The 16,583-nt window shown below is 64.8% G+C and carries 11 protein-coding genes and 4 tRNA genes; 11 read left to right on the forward strand and 4 right to left on the reverse strand.

Going from position 1 to position 16,583, the window contains the following annotated elements; translation table 11 throughout:
* Positions 1-170 precede the first annotated feature (170 nt).
* The 3 genes from DBV14_RS19925 to DBV14_RS19935 all read left to right on the forward strand — a co-directional run bounded on the left by DBV14_RS19925 (position 171) and on the right by DBV14_RS19935 (position 4,733).
* Positions 171-1,364: an efflux RND transporter periplasmic adaptor subunit gene (locus tag DBV14_RS19925; protein ID WP_124461294.1), complete on the forward strand. Its 1,194-nt coding sequence runs from the start codon at positions 171-173 to the stop codon at positions 1,362-1,364.
* Positions 1,361-4,543 carry an efflux RND transporter permease subunit gene (locus tag DBV14_RS19930; RefSeq protein ID WP_124461296.1) on the forward strand — a complete coding sequence of 1,061 codons (3,183 nt, stop codon included), beginning with the start codon at positions 1,361-1,363 and terminating at the stop codon, positions 4,541-4,543. The genes DBV14_RS19925 and DBV14_RS19930 overlap by 4 nt, the downstream gene beginning before the upstream one ends.
* Positions 4,544-4,646: 103 nt before the next feature.
* Positions 4,647-4,733: transfer RNA gene (locus DBV14_RS19935), tRNA-Leu, on the forward strand.
* 103 nt (positions 4,734-4,836) lie between these two features.
* Here DBV14_RS19935 and DBV14_RS33480 read toward each other — a convergent pair.
* On the reverse strand, positions 4,837-5,841 hold the full coding sequence (locus DBV14_RS33480; RefSeq protein WP_185546071.1) for a tetratricopeptide repeat protein: 1,005 nt from the start codon (positions 5,839-5,841) through the stop codon (positions 4,837-4,839).
* A gap of 267 nt (positions 5,842-6,108) precedes the next feature.
* On the opposite strand from DBV14_RS33480, the gene tig reads away from it, so the two are divergent.
* The 8 genes from tig (at position 6,109) to DBV14_RS19980 (ending at position 13,145) form a co-directional block, all read left to right on the forward strand.
* Entirely contained in the window at positions 6,109-7,428 is a 1,320-nt protein-coding gene (gene tig / locus DBV14_RS19945) for a trigger factor (protein ID WP_124461298.1), read from the forward strand.
* A gap of 115 nt (positions 7,429-7,543) precedes the next feature.
* Positions 7,544-8,152: an ATP-dependent Clp endopeptidase proteolytic subunit ClpP gene (gene clpP, locus DBV14_RS19950; protein ID WP_124461300.1), complete on the forward strand. Its 609-nt coding sequence runs from the start codon at positions 7,544-7,546 to the stop codon at positions 8,150-8,152.
* Between the two features lie 131 nt (positions 8,153-8,283).
* Positions 8,284-9,552: an ATP-dependent Clp protease ATP-binding subunit ClpX gene (clpX, locus tag DBV14_RS19955; RefSeq protein WP_124461302.1), complete on the forward strand. Its 1,269-nt coding sequence runs from the start codon at positions 8,284-8,286 to the stop codon at positions 9,550-9,552.
* Positions 9,553-9,575: 23 nt separating this feature from the next.
* The gene (gene lon / locus DBV14_RS19960; RefSeq protein ID WP_124461304.1) at positions 9,576-12,017 is read left to right on the forward strand and encodes an endopeptidase La; all 2,442 of its coding nucleotides are present in this window, start codon (positions 9,576-9,578) and stop codon (positions 12,015-12,017) included.
* Between the two features lie 68 nt (positions 12,018-12,085).
* Positions 12,086-12,161: transfer RNA gene (locus tag DBV14_RS19965), tRNA-Gly, on the forward strand.
* Positions 12,162-12,224: 63 nt separating this feature from the next.
* Positions 12,225-12,298 (forward strand) — tRNA-Cys (locus DBV14_RS19970).
* A 99-nt stretch (positions 12,299-12,397) separates the two neighbouring features.
* Positions 12,398-12,489, forward strand: a tRNA-Leu gene (locus DBV14_RS19975).
* A gap of 20 nt (positions 12,490-12,509) precedes the next feature.
* Positions 12,510-13,145: a DUF6806 family protein gene (locus tag DBV14_RS19980; RefSeq protein ID WP_124461306.1), complete on the forward strand. Its 636-nt coding sequence runs from the start codon at positions 12,510-12,512 to the stop codon at positions 13,143-13,145.
* Positions 13,146-13,182: 37 nt separating this feature from the next.
* Here the strand turns inward: DBV14_RS19980 and DBV14_RS19985 are convergent, their stop codons facing one another.
* From DBV14_RS19985 to DBV14_RS19995, 3 genes are read right to left on the reverse strand one after another with little or no spacing between them, the layout of a single operon-like run.
* Positions 13,183-13,968 (reverse strand): hypothetical protein, encoded by a 786-nt coding sequence (locus tag DBV14_RS19985; RefSeq protein ID WP_124461308.1) that lies wholly within the window; start codon positions 13,966-13,968, stop codon positions 13,183-13,185.
* An 11-nt stretch (positions 13,969-13,979) separates the two neighbouring features.
* A complete protein-coding gene (murI, locus tag DBV14_RS19990; RefSeq protein WP_124461310.1) occupies positions 13,980-14,843 on the reverse strand; it encodes a glutamate racemase in 864 nt (287 codons plus the stop codon).
* Positions 14,844-14,889: 46 nt separating this feature from the next.
* A complete protein-coding gene (locus tag DBV14_RS19995) occupies positions 14,890-16,443 on the reverse strand; it encodes a fumarate hydratase (RefSeq protein ID WP_124461312.1) in 1,554 nt (517 codons plus the stop codon).
* Positions 16,444-16,583 lie beyond the last annotated feature (140 nt).

The following is a 16,583-nucleotide window of genomic DNA, read 5'->3' on the forward strand; positions in this document are numbered from 1 at the left end:
CGCCAAAGAATGACCCCGCATCCGATCCCAAGTCAGCCACCCCGAACGAAGCAAACGGCGTGAAGAACCACGTCAACTGACCCGCTGGTCATTGACAGCATTTAACGTTTACCCTAGATTACTAACCAGTGGGTCATTAATGGCCCGGTTTGTCCTCTCTTGGGTGTCTCATGACCGCCTCCACCGCCTTTTCTTCCCGTGCCCGCAGCGCCGCCTGGCTTCTGCTTCCTGCCCTTTTCCTGGCCGGCTGCTCGCCGAAACCGCCGGCTGAAGATCCGGTTCGGGCCGTCAAGCTCGTCACCGTCGGCATCAGCGACTTCGACGCCCAGCCCGAATTTTCGGCCGAGGTGCGGGCCCGTGTCGAGTCGCGGCTCGGCTTCCGCGTGGGCGGCAAGATCACCCGGCGCCAGGCCGAGCTTGGCCAGCACGTGCAGGCCGGCCAGGTACTGGCCCAGCTCGATCCGCAGGACTACAAGCTCGCCGCCGACGCCGCGCGCGCCCAGCAGGCCGCCGCGCTGACCAACCGCGACCTTGCCGCCGCCGACCTGAAGCGCTACACCGAACTGCGCCAGCAGAACTTCATCAGCGGTGCCGAACTCGAGCGCCGCGAATCCACCTGGAAGGCCGCGCAGGCCCAGCTCGAACAGGCCCAGGCCCAGCTCGCCTCGCAGGGCAACCAGGCTAACTACACGACGCTGGTGGCCGACGTGGCGGGCGTCATCACCGCCATCGAGGCCGAACCGGGCCAGGTGGTGCAGGCCGGCACGCCGGTGGTTCGCATCGCGCAGGACGGCGCGCGCGACGTGGTGTTCGCGGTGCCCGAAGACCGGGCTGCGCTCATCAAGGCCGGCTCGCCGGTCGCGGTGCGTGGCTGGTCCGGCGGCGAAGTGCTGCAAGGGCAGGTGCGCGAAGTGGCGGCCAGTGCCGATGCGGTCACGCGCACCTATTCGGTCAAGGTCGCCATCGACGCGGCCACGTCGCCGGCGCTCGGCGCCACGGTCTACGCCCGTCCCCGGGCGCTGGCACGCGCGGAATCCGCAGTCATCAAGCTGCCGACCAGCGCGCTGCGCCAGGAAGGCAAGGGCTCGGCCGTGTGGGTGCTCGACAAGTCGACCATGACGGTGCGCTCGCAGCCAGTGCAGGTGGCAACGGCCGACGGCAATGAAGCGGTGATCGGCGCTGGCCTGGCGCCCGGCATGATGGTCGTGGCGGCGGGCGTGCATGTGCTCTCGCCGGGGCAGAAAGTCACCATCTACCAGTCCAAGGAGGCGGCCGCTGCTGCCGCCAACGCGAAGGATGTCGTGCAGGCCGTCGAGGCCGTTGCCGCAACCAAGAAGGAGATCGCAGCGGGTGCTTCCAAATGAAGGAAGGCGTAGCGACCACCACCGACAAGCCGGCCGGCTTCAATCTCTCCAAATGGGCGCTGGACCACGCGCCCCTCACGCGCTACCTGATGGTGGTGCTGATGGTGCTGGGTGCCTTTGCGTACTTCCAGCTCGGCCAGGACGAAGACCCGCCGTTCACCTTCCGAGCGATGGTGGTGCGCACCTACTGGCCCGGCGCCACGGCGCAGCAGGTGGCCGAGCAGGTCACCGACAAGCTCGAGCGCACGCTGCAGGAAGCGCCGTACGCCGACAAGATCCGCAGCTACTCCAAGCCGGGCGAATCGCAGATCATTTTCCAGATCAAGGACTCGTCGAAGGCCGCCGAGGTGGCCAACGTCTGGTACACGGTGCGCAAGAAAATCGGCGACATGCGCAGCACGCTGCCGGCCGGCGTGCAGGGACCGTTCTTCAATGACGATTTCGGCGACGTCTATGGCGTGATCTACGCGCTGGAAAGCGACGGCTTCAGCTACGCCGAGCTCAAGACGCTGGCCGACGACGTGCGCCAGCAACTGCTGCGCGTGAAGGACGTGGCCAAGGTCGACCAATTCGGCGTGCAGGACGAAAAGGTCTACATCGAAATCTCGCAGAAGCGCCTGGCGCAGCTGGGGCTCGACTTCAATGCGGTGCTGGCCCAGCTCGGCTCGCAGAACGCCATTGAAAGCGCCGGCACGATCCAGTCGCCGCTCGACGTGGTGCAGGTGCGTGTGGCCGGGCAGTTCACCAGCGTCGACCAACTGCGCGAAATGCCGATCCGCGGCAGCTCGGGCAACCAGCTGAAGCTGGGCGACATTGCCGACATTCGCCGCGGCTACGTCGATCCACCGGCCGTCAAGGTGCACCACCAGGGCAAGGAAGTGATCGCGCTCGGTGTGTCGATGGCCAAGGGCGGCGACATCATCGCGCTGGGCAAGGCGCTGAAGCAGACCACCGCCACCATCGGCCAGCGGCTGCCGGCCGGCGTGAAGCTGGCGCAGGTGCAAGACCAGCCGGTGTCGGTGGCCAGCTCGGTGAACGAATTCGTCGGCGTGCTGATCGAGGCCGTGGCCATCGTGCTGGCCGTGAGCATCATTTCGCTCGGCCTGCACAAGGGCGGGCGCTTCGGCTGGTACATCGACGTGCGGCCGGGGCTGGTGGTGGCGATCACCATTCCGCTGGTGCTGGCCGTGACCTTCCTGGCCATGAACTACTTCGGCATCGGGCTGCACAAGATATCGCTGGGGTCGCTGATCATCGCGCTCGGCCTGCTGGTGGACGACGCCATCATTGCGGTCGAGATGATGGTGCGCAAGATGGAAGAGGGCTACGACAAGGTGCGTGCCGCCACCTTCGCCTACGACGTGACGGCCAAGCCGATGCTCACGGGCACGCTCATCACGGCGGCGGGTTTCCTGCCCATCGGGCTGGCCAAGTCGGTGACGGGCGAATACACCTTCGCGATCTTCGCGGTGACGGTGATCGCGCTGGTGCTGTCGTGGATCGTCTCGGTGTACTTCGTGCCCTACCTCGGCACGCTGCTGCTGAAGGTGAAGCCGCACGACCCCGATGCACCGCCGCACGAGCTGTTCGACACGCCTTTCTACAACGTCTTTCGCCGTGCGGTGAACTGGTGCGTGGCGCACCGCTGGATGACCATTGGCGCCACGGTGCTGATCTTTGCGCTGGGCATCGTCGGCATGGGCAAGGTGCAGCAGCAGTTCTTCCCCGATTCGAGCCGGCCCGAAATCCTGGTCGACATCTGGTTCCCCGAAGGCACCTCGTTCGCCGCCAATGAAGAGGTGGCCAAGCGGGTCGAGCAGCGCTTCATGCAAGAGGCTGGGGTAAAGACGGTAAGCACCTGGATCGGCTCGGGCGTGCCGCGTTTCTACCTGCCGCTCGACCAGGTGTTTCCGCAGACCAACGTGTCGCAACTGATCGTGCTGGCCAAGGACCTGAAGGTGCGCGAGAGCCTGCGCATCAAGCTGCCGGCGCTGCTGGCCCAGGAATTCCCCGAGGTGCGCGGCCGCGTCAAGCTGCTGCCCAACGGCCCGCCGGTGCCGTACCCCGTGCAGTTCCGCGTGATCGGCACCGACCCCGCGCAGCTGCGTACGCATGCCGACGAGGTGAAGGCCGTGCTGCGCGAGAGCGCCAACATGCGCGGCGTGAACGACAACTGGAACGAGTCGGTCAAGGTGATCCGCCTGCAGGTCGACCAGGCCAAGGCGCGTGCGCTCGGCGTGACCAGCCAGGCCATCGCCCAGGCATCGAAGACCATGTTCAGCGGCACCACCGTGGGCCAGTACCGCGAGAACGACCTGCTGATCGACATCGTGTTGCGCCAGGCGTCGGACGAGCGCGAAGCCATCTCGGACATCGGCAACGCTTATCTGCCCACGACCTCGGGCCGCTCGATTCCGCTGACGCAGATTGCCCGCCCGGTGTTCACCTGGGAGCCGGGCGTGATGTGGCGCGAGAACCGCGACTACGCCATCACCGTGCAGGGCGATGTGGTCGAGGGCCTGCAGGGCGCGACCGTCACGGCCCAGTTGCTGCCCAAGCTGCGCGAGCTCGAAGCCGGCTGGCATGCGGCCGGGCAGGGCGCCTACCGCATCGAAGTGGCGGGCGCGGTCGAGGAAAGCAGCAAGGGCTCGGCCTCCATCGTGGCGGGCGTGCCGATCATGCTGTTCCTGGTGTTCACGCTGCTGATGCTGCAGCTGCACAGCTTCAGCCGCTCGCTGCTGGTGTTCATCACCGGGCCGATGGGCATTGCCGGCGTGGCGGGGGCCTTGCTGCTGCTCGACCGGCCGTTCGGCTTCGTGGCGTTGCTGGGCGTGATCGCGCTGATGGGGATGATCCAGCGCAACGCCGTGATCCTGATCGACCAGATCGAGAGCGACCGGGCGGCCGGCGTGCCGGCCTGGGACGCGATCGTCGAGTCGGCGGTGCGGCGGCTGCGGCCGATCGTGCTGACGGCCGCGGCGGCGGTGCTGGCGATGATCCCGTTGTCGCGCAGCGTGTTCTGGGGGCCGATGGCCGTGGCCATCATGGGCGGGCTGATCGTCGCGACCGTGCTGACCTTGCTGGCATTGCCGGCGATGTACGCCGCGGCATTCCGGGTGAAGCGCGAGCCGGTGAATCCGGTGGACCGCGCGCCGGAAGCGACCCCAATTCACGCTTAAAATCGCAAGCTGACCGATTTCAAGCGGATGGTCCTTGGCCTGCGGAAACCCGTGGTGCCGCAAGGCCGTCCGCTTTTGCATTCACCTGAAAAAGATTGGCATCGCGCGGGTGGCGAAATTGGTAGACGCACCAGGTTTAGGTCCTGACGTTCGCAAGAACGTGCCGGTTCGAGTCCGGCCCCGCGCACCAGCCCTGCTAAGTAGCCCGTTCTATCGAGCAGTGACGAAGCCCCGTTTCGCAAGGAACGGGGCTTTTTCTTTGGCCGCGCTTGTTCGCGCCGGCCGGGGTTTTTCTACCAGTCGCTGTTGCTGCTACTGCTGTCGCTGCTTCCGCTGTCGGAACTTGAACTGGAACTGCTGCTGCTCGAGTCGTCCCACGAACTCGTGTCCTTGATGCCGAAGTTGTCGTCCACGAAGCTGCGGTCGGGCTCGGGATCGGACGAGGGCCAGAGGCTGCGGCCGATGTCGGCGTTGTGGCTGCGGCTGCCGTGGTTGTTGTTATTGAAGATGTTGACCGTGCTGCCGCGGTGGTCGTCCGAGCGGTCGCTCAGCAGGTGTCGCAGCAACTCGCCCGCGACCACCGCGCCGACGCCGGCCGCTGCACCGGCCGCCAGCGCACCGCCGATGTTCGGCCCCTGGCTGGGTGGCGGCGAGGGCGGAAACCCACCGTCGCTGCTCCCTGCCGCATAGCCCATGGACGAGTCGCTCGTGGGCCGGGAGAACCGGGGCGCTTGCGGGGCGGCGGCCGGCACGGGGAAGCTGACGGCGCGCGAACGCCGCTGGAAATAGACGTACGCCGCGACGATCAGCGCCACGATGCCAATGGGTCCCCATGGGATCGAGCCCGTGGGTGGAAAGGAGTCGACCGGCGCGGGCGAAGCTGCGGGCGCCGGCGCGGCAACCGGGCTCGGTGCGGGCAGTGGCTCGGGCTTGATCTCCACAGGTTTTTCGAGCTTGCGTTCGAGCTTGGCGACGGACTCGGCTTTCGCGAACGCCAGCCCCGGCGAGATTTCCCTGGCCCGGCTCAGCGCATCGCGCGCGTCGTCGAGCTTGTCCTGCATGGCCAGGAGTTCCGCGTGGACATAGTGGGCCTTCGCGCTGTTGGGATGGTTCTTCAGAACCTTGGCGATCATCGCGTTGGCGTCGGCCATCTTGCCGTTCTTCGCCGCCTCGTAGATCTGCTGGATGCCCGGCTCTTTCGGCGCGGGCGTACCGGCCGCCTTGCCCTGGGCAGGCGAGGGCGTGGCGAACGAAATTGCCAGCATGAAGAAGAGGGCGGCAAACAGTCGCTGGAGCATGTGGGTTCCTGTGGGCGGTGGCGAATCGCCCGACACTTTAAGGGGGAATCCCGGCTTGAAATCGGGCCCGATTCGCAAACTCCGTGCGCAGACCCTCGAACGGGCCAAAGAGGGTGTTCGCGGCCGATTAGAATCGCGGGTTGCCCAGTTTTGCGCGCGGCACGTGTGTGCCTCCGCTTAAATCCCGCCAGCGCGTGTAAGTCCTTGATCTGTATTGCTAAAAAAGATGCAGGCCCCGCGCACCAGCCCCCTCACAAGGAAGACATCATGACCGTGAACGTTGAAACTCTCGAGAAGCTCGAACGCAAGATCACGCTGACCCTGCCGGTCGGCACCATCCAGTCCGAAGTCGATTCGCGCCTCAAGAAGCTCGCGCGCACCGTCAAGATGGACGGCTTCCGTCCCGGCAAGGTGCCGATGAACGTCGTGGCCCAGCGCTATGGCTACTCGGTGCACTACGAAGTCATGAACGACAAGGTCGGCGAAGCCTTCTCGCAAGCCGCCAACGAAGCCAAGCTGCGCGTGGCCGGCCAACCCCGCATCACCGAAAAGGAAGAGTCGCCCGAAGGCGAACTGGCTTTCGACGCGGTGTTCGAAGTGTTCCCCGAAGTCAAGATCAACGACCTGTCGGGCGCTGAAGTCGAGAAGCTCGCGGCCGAAGTGGGTGACGACGCCATCGACAAGACCCTGGACATCCTGCGCAAGCAGCGCCGTACCTTCGCCCAGCGCGCGCAAGACGCCGTGGCGCAAGACGACGACCGCGTGACCGTTGACTTCGAAGGCAAGATCGACGGCGAGCCCTTCCAGGGCGGCAAGGCCGAAGACTTCCAGTTCGTGGTCGGCGAAGGCCAGATGCTCAAGGAATTCGAAGACGCCGTGCGCGGCATGAAGTCCGGCGACAGCCGCACCTTCCCGCTGTCGTTCCCGGCCGACTACCACGGCAAGGACGTGGCCGGCAAGCAAGCCGACTTCATGGTCACCCTGAAGAAGATCGAAGCCTCGCACCTGCCCGAAATCAACGAGCAGCTGGCCAAGTCGCTCGGCATTGCCGAAGCCACGGTCGAAGGCCTGCGCGCCGACATCAAGCGCAACCTCGAGCGCGAAGTGAAGTTCCGCCTGCTGGCCCGCAACAAGAACGCCGTGATGGACGCGCTGGTTGCCAACGCCGAGCTCGACCTGCCGAACGCCAGCGTGCAGTCGGAAGTCGCCCGCATGATCGAAGGCGCCCGCGCCGAACTCAAGCAGCGCGGCATCAAGGACGCCGACAAGGCCCCGATTCCCGAAGAAGTGTTCCGTCCCCAAGCCGAGCGCCGCGTGCGCCTGGGCCTGGTGGTGGCCGAACTGGTTCGCTCGAACAATCTGCAGGCCAAGCCCGAGCAGATCAAGGCCCACATCGACGAGCTGGCCGCCAGCTACGAAAAGCCGGCCGACGTGGTGCGCTGGTACTTCAGCGACAACAACCGCCTGGCCGAAGTCGAAGCCGTGGTCATCGAGAACAACGTGACCGACTTCGTCCTGGGCAAGGCCAAGGTCAACGAGAAGTCGGTGTCGTTCGACGAACTGATGGCGCAGCAACAGCAAGGCTGATCCCGCTGCTGCCCGCATCGCCGAATGGGGCTTGTGCTTTGCGGCACGAGCCCCATTTCACTCAGGCGTACAGTTCAGAACAGCGAACGATTTCACCTTCCCGGAGAGCTAATTCATGATCGCAAACGAAATTCAAGGCCTCGGCATGGTCCCGATGGTCATCGAGCAATCGGGCCGTGGCGAGCGGTCTTACGACATCTACTCGCGCCTGCTCAAGGAGCGCATCATTTTCCTGGTGGGCGAGGTCAACGACCAGACCGCCAACCTCGTGGTGGCGCAGCTTCTGTTCCTGGAGAGCGAGAACCCGGACAAGGACATTTCGTTCTACATCAACTCCCCGGGCGGCAGCGTGAGCGCCGGCATGGCCATCTACGACACCATGCAGTTCATCAAGCCCGACGTGTCGACCATGTGCCTGGGTTTCGCGGCCAGCATGGGCGCCTTCCTGCTGGCGGCTGGCGAGAAGGGCAAGCGCTTCTCGCTGCCCAACTCGAAGATCATGATCCACCAGGTCCTGGGCGGTGCCCGCGGGCAGGCGACTGACATCGAGATCCATGCGCGCGACATCCTGCGCACCAAGGACCAGATGAACCGCATCCTGGCCGAACGCACCGGCCAGCCGCTGGAAAAGGTCAAGGCCGATACCGAGCGCGACTACTTCCTGACGGCCGACGAAGCCAAGGACTACGGTCTGGTGGACCAGGTCGTCGCCAAGCGCGGCTGACGCCTCCGACGCGGTGAAGGCCGCCTGGCGCCTCCAGTGGCGCCAAATGGCAAAAAACGGCGTTTTCCACACGGGAAACGCCGTTTTTGTTTAGTTATCATTGTCCCTACCCTGTAACGAGGCACCTGTCCATGGCCGATAAAAAAGGCTCTTCCAGCGAAAAAACGCTTTATTGCTCGTTCTGCGGCAAGAGCCAGCATGAGGTCAAGAAGCTGATCGCGGGCCCTTCGGTCTTCATCTGCGACGAGTGCATCGACCTTTGCAACGAGATCATCCGCGACGAACTGCCGGCCGGTGAAGAGGCGCGCGACGCTCGCAGCGACCTGCCCACGCCGCTGGAGATCAAGACCAACCTCGACAACTACGTGATCGGCCAGGAGCCGGCCAAGCGCATGCTGTCGGTGGCGGTCTACAACCACTACAAGCGCCTTCGCCACAAGGAAAAGAACACCAAGGGCGACGAGGTGGAGCTCAGCAAGAGCAACATCCTGTTGATCGGCCCCACGGGTTCGGGCAAGACGCTGCTGGCGCAAACGCTGGCGCGCATGCTCGACGTTCCCTTCGTGATGGCTGACGCCACCACGCTGACCGAAGCGGGCTACGTGGGCGAAGACGTCGAGAACATCATCCAGAAGCTGCTGCAAAGCTGCAACTATGAAGTCGAGCGGGCCCAGCGCGGCATCGTCTACATCGACGAAATCGACAAGATCTCGCGCAAGTCCGACAACCCGTCGATCACCCGCGACGTGTCGGGCGAGGGCGTGCAGCAGGCGCTGCTGAAGCTCATCGAAGGCACGATGGCCAGCGTGCCGCCGCAAGGCGGGCGCAAGCACCCGAACCAGGACTTTCTGCAGATCGACACGACCAACATCCTGTTCATTTGTGGCGGCGCGTTCGCCGGCCTCGAGAAGGTCATTGAAAACCGCACCGAGGCCTCGGGCATCGGCTTCGGCGCATCGGTCAAGAGCAAGGCGCAGCGCAGCATCACCGAGGTGTTCCGCGAAGTCGAACCCGAAGACCTGATCAAGTTCGGCCTGATCCCCGAACTGGTGGGCCGCATGCCGGTGGTGGCCTCGCTGGCCGAGCTCAGCGAAGACGCCCTGGTGCAGATCCTGACCGAGCCGAAGAACGCGGTGGTCAAGCAGTTCACCAAGCTGCTGCAGATGGAAGGCGTGGACCTCGAGATTCGCCCGGCGGCGCTCAAGGCGATCGCACGCAAGGCGCTGGCCCGCAAGACCGGTGCACGCGGCTTGCGCTCGATCCTTGAACAGTCGCTGATCGACACCATGTTCGAATTGCCGAATGCGACCAATGTCGACAAGGTGGTGGTCGAGGAATCGACCATCGACGAAAACAAGCCTCCGCTGCTCGTGTACCGCGAAGCAGCGAAAAAGGCGTAAAGGCAAATACGCGAAGGATCTGCATGTCTGGTCATACCCCATTGCCTCCCGAAGCACTCGACCTGCCGCTGCTGCCGCTGCGCGACGTCGTGGTGTTTCCCCACATGGTGATCCCGCTCTTCGTGGGACGCCCCAAGAGCATCAAGGCGCTCGAACTGGCCATGGAGGCCGAGCGCCGCATCATGCTGGTGGCCCAGAAGGCCGCCGCCAAGGACGAGCCCTCCGTCGAGGACATGTTCGAGGTCGGCTGCGTCTCGACCATCCTGCAGATGCTCAAGCTGCCCGACGGCACGGTGAAGGTGCTGGTCGAAGGCCAGCAGCGCGCACGCGTGAACCGCATCGATGACGGCGAGACCCATTTCACGGCCAACGTGACGCCCGTCGAGGCGCCCGAAGGCGGCGAGAAGGGCACCGAGGTCGAAGCGCTGCGCCGCGCCGTGATGCAGCAGTTCGACCAGTACGTCAAGCTGAACAAGAAGATTCCGCCCGAGATCCTGACCTCGATCTCGAGCATCGACGATCCGGGTCGCCTGGCCGACACCATCGCCGCGCACCTGCCGCTCAAGCTCGACAACAAGCAGGCCGTGCTCGACCTGGACGACGTCAAGGCGCGCCTGGAAAACCTGTTCGGCCAGCTCGAACGCGAAGTCGACATCCTGAACGTCGACAAGAAGATCCGTGGCCGCGTGAAGCGCCAGATGGAAAAGAACCAGCGCGACTTCTATCTGAACGAGCAGGTCAAGGCCATCCAGAAGGAGCTCGGCGAAGGCGAAGAGGGCGCGGACATCGAGGAGATCGAGAAAAAGATCAAGCTCGCCAAGATGTCCAAGGAAGGCCTGAAGAAGGCCGAAGGCGAACTCAAGAAGCTCAAGCTGATGTCGCCCATGTCGGCCGAGGCCACCGTGGTGCGCAACTACATCGACGTGCTCATCGGCCTGCCGTGGAGCAAGAAGACCAAGATCAAGCACGACCTGGCCAATGCCGAGGCCGTGCTCAATGCCGACCATTACGGCCTCGAGAAGGTCAAGGACCGCATCCTTGAATATCTCGCGGTGCAGCAACGCGTCGACAAGGTGAAGGCACCCATCCTGTGCCTCGTGGGCCCACCGGGTGTCGGCAAGACCTCGCTGGGGCAGTCGATCGCCAAGGCGACCGGCCGCAAGTACACCCGCATGGCGCTGGGCGGCATGCGCGACGAAGCCGAGATTCGTGGTCACCGCCGCACCTACATCGGCGCACTGCCGGGCAAGGTGCTGCAGGGGCTGAGCAAGATCGGCACGCGCAATCCGCTGTTCCTGCTCGACGAAATCGACAAGCTGGGCACGGACTTCCGTGGTGACCCTTCGAGCGCGCTGCTCGAGGTGCTCGACCCCGAGCAGAACCACACCTTCGGCGACCACTACGTGGAAGTCGACTTCGACCTGAGCGACGTGATGTTCGTCGCCACGTCGAACTCGATGAACATTCCGCCGGCACTGCTGGACCGCATGGAAGTCATTCGCCTCTCGGGCTACACCGAGGACGAGAAGACGCACATCGCCATCAAGTACCTGCTGCCCAAGCAGCTGAAGAACAACGGCGTCAAGGACGAAGAGTTGCTCGTCACCGAAGAAGCGGTGCGCGACATCGTGCGCTACTACACCCGGGAAGCCGGCGTGCGTTCGCTCGAGCGCGAGCTGTCCAAGATCTGCCGCAAGGTGGTGAAGGGCCTGCTGCTCAAGCAGATGACGCCGAAGGTCACGGTCAACGGCTCGAACCTCAACGAGTTCCTGGGCGTGCGCAAGTACAGCTTCGGCCTCGCCGAGAAGCAGAACCAGGTGGGCCAGGTCGTTGGACTGGCATGGACCGAAGTGGGCGGCGATCTGCTGACGATCGAAGCGGTCACGATGCCCGGCAAGGGCGTGATCAGCCGCACGGGTTCGCTCGGCGACGTGATGAAGGAGTCGGTCGAAGCTGCACGCACCGTGGTGCGCAGCCGCTCGCGCCGCCTGGGCATCAAGGACGAGGTGTTCGAGAAGCGCGACATCCACATCCACGTGCCCGATGGCGCCACGCCCAAGGACGGCCCGAGCGCGGGCGCGGCGATGACCACGGCCTTCGTGTCGGCGCTCACCGGTATCCCCGTGCGCAGCGACGTCGCGATGACCGGCGAGATCACGCTACGCGGCGAGGTCACGGCCATCGGTGGCCTGAAGGAAAAGCTGCTGGCCGCACTGCGCGGCGGCATCAAGACCGTGCTGATCCCCGAAGAGAACGCCAAGGACCTGCAGGACATTCCCGAGAACGTGAAGAACGGCCTCGAGATCGTGCCGGTGAAGTGGATCGACAAGGTGCTGGAGATCGCGCTCGAGAAAATGCCCGAGCCGCTCTCCGACGAAGAGGTTGCCGCATCGGCCGCCGCCGTGGCCGAACTGGCCAAGCAGCGTGCCGGAACGCCGGCCTCCGAAGGCTCGGTCAAGCATTGATTGATGCGCGATTGATTGCATGACTTGCCAGACCTCGAAAAACTGGTATATAATTCGAGGCTCGAAACGCGGGAATAGCTCAGTTGGTAGAGCGCAACCTTGCCAAGGTTGAGGTCGAGAGTTCGAGACTCTTTTCCCGCTCCAGTTTTAAAAAAGGGAAGCAATCGCTTCCCTTTTTTTCGCAAGTTCGTTTTCGTTTTTCTGCGTGGCGCGATAGCAAAGCGGTTATGCAACGGATTGCAAATCCGTCTAGCCCGGTTCGACTCCGGGTCGCGCCTCCACCTTCTCCGTTAGACACGATTCGATCCGACAAACAAGCCCCGCCAACCATCGTTGCCGGGGCTTGTTTTGTTTGGGTTATCGTCGATGTTCAACCTGACGCCCGGATGGTGAAATTGGTAGACACATCGGACTTAAAATCCGCCGCTTCCTTAATCGGGGCATACGGGTTCGACCCCCGTTCCGGGTACCAAACTTACAAGGGAGCATTCGATGCCTCGCTACAACGCTCCATTTGAAATTCATGTGCATGGCGATGTGCCGTTGCGGCCGGACGTGAGCTTCGACCAGATCCAGGAAGCGCTCAAGCCGCTGTGGAAGTACGCTGGGGCCAAGTCGCTGGCCGATGGCGCCACCAGCACCTACGAAGAAGAGCCGGGCATCCGCTTCGAGCAGAAGGACCACACGCTGCAGATCTGCTGGACGGTGCCGGGCGACGAAGACTTCCGCCAGGCCCTCGACGAGATGTGCATGGCCCTGAACGAACTGGCGGACCGCGGCGCAGCCATCGAAGTCACCTTCTACGACACCGACTTCGACGAAGAAGAGGGTGACCCCGACGAAGAGTCGCGCGACGATTTCCTGATGCTGTTCGTGGGCCCCAACCCGGCCGCGATCATGCAGGTGCAGCGCGACCTGCTGGTCGAAGACGTGGTCAATCTCATGGAGCGCCATTTCGACGGCGCCGAGCTGGGCGGCGTGGTCTCCGAAATCGATCGCCTCTTCAGCGACCGCTTCGACGCACTCGTCAATTCGCTCGAAATCGGCAAGCGCCCGCGTGGCACGGGCGGTACCGGCGGCAGCGGTGGCGGCCACGGCGGCGGTCGCCGCCCCCGTCACCTGCACTGAAGAACACCGCAGGCGCAGTCAGCAGGGCTGAATCGACTCAGTTCTGCTGCTGCGGTTGCAGCAGCGACTTCGGCACGCGAAAGCGCTCGCCGTCATAGCGCAGCGTGACCGTGCTGAACTTCGCGGGCAGCGCCTTCTCCACACACCCCTGGTCTTCCAGCTCCTGCGCGCGGCTCTGCACGAGCGTGCGCGACAACAGCAGGTCGGCGTAGCCATTGCTGGTCGCCTTGCCGACCGACAGCATGGTGCGCAGCTTTTCGAAGTGGCCGGTGCAGGTCGTGTCCCATCCCCCGTTGTCGTGGTCGAGCTCGACCTCCTGCAGCACCTGCCGCAGCTTGCTGGCATGGTGCACGTACAGGCGCACCGTTTCGCTTGCCAGCGGGCTTGCAGGGGCGCTGCTGCCCCGGTAGCGCACGCGCAGGCCGAAGGCGCGTGCATCGGCCGACAGCACATAGCGCGAGGTGTCGATGCGGATGTCCTGGATCGAGGTGGTCGCGTCTTCGTCCAGCGCCTCGGGCTGGAACAGCCGCCCGATGACCGTGTCGCGCTCGGTGTTGCCGTTGTCGGGCCGCTGGATCAGCAGCACCTCGAGGTCGAAGACCTTGGCGCCCTTGTCGCTGGTTTCGCGCGGCATCGGCAGCACGACGATGCTGCGGCCGGGAAAGGCCGGCCAGATCTTGCAGGCCGCCAGGCGCTCGTCGAGCGGACGGTTCGGATGCAGCTTGGCATGCATGCGTTCCGCAAGGCCGCTTTCGCAGGCGGCGTGGCTCAGGCTGGCCGTGAAGAGGCACAGCAGGAGCAGGGCGGGCCGCAGGAGACGCATGAAGGGGTGTTTCAGGCCGTGGTGGCAGTGGAGGGGGCCAAGGGCGCTGCAGGGGCGGGCAGGCCCTGCGAAGGGCCTTGCGAAGGGCCTTGCAGCCAGTGCGCGGCGGCTGCTTCGAGCACGGCGACATGGCCGCTGCTCTCCAGCCGCAGGCTGCCCCGGGGTGTTCCGTGTTCGTCGGCCAGAAGGCCGGCCGAGGCCAGCAGGCGCCGTGTCTGCTGCGCGACCGGCAAGCCGGTGTCGATGAAGCGCAGCGTGGCCGGCGCATGGCGGCGCAATTCATCCTTGACGAGCGGGTAGTGGGTGCAGCCGAGCACGACCGTGTCGACTTCTCCGGACGCTTCGCCAAAGGGCCCGGCTTCCGCCATGTAGCGCGCGCAGAGCGCCGCAATGGCCGGCGTGTCCATGCCTTCGATGGCCTTCACCAGGCCGTCGCAGGGCACCGAGCGCACATCGGCGGAGCCGGCGAAGGTGTCGCGCAGGGCCGCGTACTTGGCGCTGGCCAGCGTGCCCCGCGTGGCCATCACCGAAATGTGCCCCGTGCGGCTGACGGCCACGGCCGGCTTGAGCGCGGGCTCCAGGCCCACGATCGGCAAGTCGGGGTTTTCGGCCCGCATCAGGTGCACTGCCGCGGTGGTGGCCGTGTTGCAGGCGATCACCAGCGCCTTGATGCGGTGTTCGCGCACCAGGTGCTCGATGACCTTGCGCGAGCGATCGATGACATAGGCATCGCCGCGCTCGCCGTACGGCGCGTAGGCCGTGTCGGCGAAATAGACGAAATGCTCGTGCGGCAGTTCGGCGCGCAATGCGGCCAGCACGCTGAGCCCGCCCACGCCGCTGTCGAAGACGCCGATCGGCGCATGCGTCACAGGAATGCCTCCGTGCTGCGCATTGCCGGCGACGGCCGGGCGGGGTTCATCGTCAGGCCTCTTCCATCATGATGGTCTTGAACTCGCCGCTGGCAATGCGCTTCTGCCACTCGGCCGGGCCGGTGATGTGCGCGCTGGTGCCGCCCGCGTCGACCGCCACCGTCACCGGCATGTCGACCACGTCGAATTCGTAGATGGCTTCCATGCCCAGGTCCGCAAAGCCCACGACCTTGGCGGTCTTGATCGCCTTGCTGACCAAGTAGGCCGCACCGCCCACGGCCATGAGGTAGGCGCTCTTGTGCTTCTTGATGGCCTCGATGGCGACCGGGCCGCGCTCGGCCTTGCCGATCATCGCGATCAGGCCGGTCTGCGCCAGCATCATTTCGGTGAAGCCGTCCATGCGCGTGGCGGTGGTCGGGCCGGCGGGGCCCACGGCTTCGTTGCCGACCGGATCGACCGGGCCGACGTAATAGATCACGCGGTTCGTGAAGTCCACCGGCAGCTTTTCGCCCTTGGCCAGCATGTCCTGGATGCGCTTATGCGCGGCGTCGCGGCCGGTGAGCATCTTGCCGTTCAGCAGGATCGTGTCGCCCGGCTTCCAGCTTACGACTTCGGCGGGCGTGAGCTTGTTCAGGTCGACGCGCTTGCTCTTCTTTTCGTCCGGCGCCCAGTTCACGTCGGGCCACAGGTCGAGCGACGGCGGATCGAGGTACACCGGGCCGCTGCCGTCCATCACGAAGTGCGCATGGCGAGTGGCTGCGCAGTTGGGGATCATCGCCACGGGCTTGCTGGCCGCGTGCGTGGGGTACATCTTGATCTTGATGTCGAGCACGGTGGCCAGGCCGCCCAGGCCCTGCGCGCCGATGCCCAGTGCATTGACCTTTTCGTACAGCTCGATGCGCAGCGCCTCGACTTTGCTCAGCTCGGCGCCCGATGCCTTCTTGGCCTGCAGCTCGTGCATGTCGAGGTCGTCCATCAGGCTTTCCTTGGCCATCAGTGCGGCCTTCTCGGCCGTGCCACCGATGCCGATGCCCAGCATGCCCGGCGGGCACCAGCCGGCGCCCATGGTCGGCACGGTCTTGAGCACCCAGTCGACCACGCTGTCGCCGGGGTTCAGCATGACCAGCTTGCTCTTGTTCTCGCTGCCGCCGCCCTTGGCCGCCACCGTCACTTCGACGGTGTTGCCCGGCACGATCTCGGTGAAGATCACCGCGGGCGTGTTGTCCTTGGTGTTCTTGCGGTCGAACTGCGGGTCGCCGACGACGGAGGCGCGCAGTGTGTTGTCGGGGTGGTTGTAGCCGCGGCGCACGCCTTCGTTGATGGCGTCGTCCAGGCTGCCGGTGAAGCCGCCCCAGCGCACGTCCATGCCGACCTTGAGGAAGACGTTGACGATGCCGGTGTCCTGGCAGATGGGGCGATGGCCGGTGGCGCTCATCTTGCTGTTGGTAAGGATCTGCGCAATGGCATCCTTGGCAGCGGGGCTCTGTTCGCGCTCGTAGGCCTTGGCCAGGTGGGCGATGTAGTCGGTGGGGTGGTAGTAGCTGATGTACTGCAGCGCGGCGCTGATCGATTCGATCAGGTCGGCCTGCTGGATCGTGGTCGTCATGGTGGGGAGGCTTTTATTGGAGTGTGAAACGCCCCCCGATTATCTCAGCCACCGTTTGCTGGAGTCTGTCCTGATCTCATTGGGACCTTGCTGTTGCTTATCGCGGCTTCAAGGCGGGGTCATTCTTTGTGCGTGCACAG

Source organism: Variovorax sp. KBW07, from assembly GCF_003852515.1.
Taxonomy (GTDB): Bacteria; Pseudomonadota; Gammaproteobacteria; order Burkholderiales; family Burkholderiaceae_C; genus Variovorax.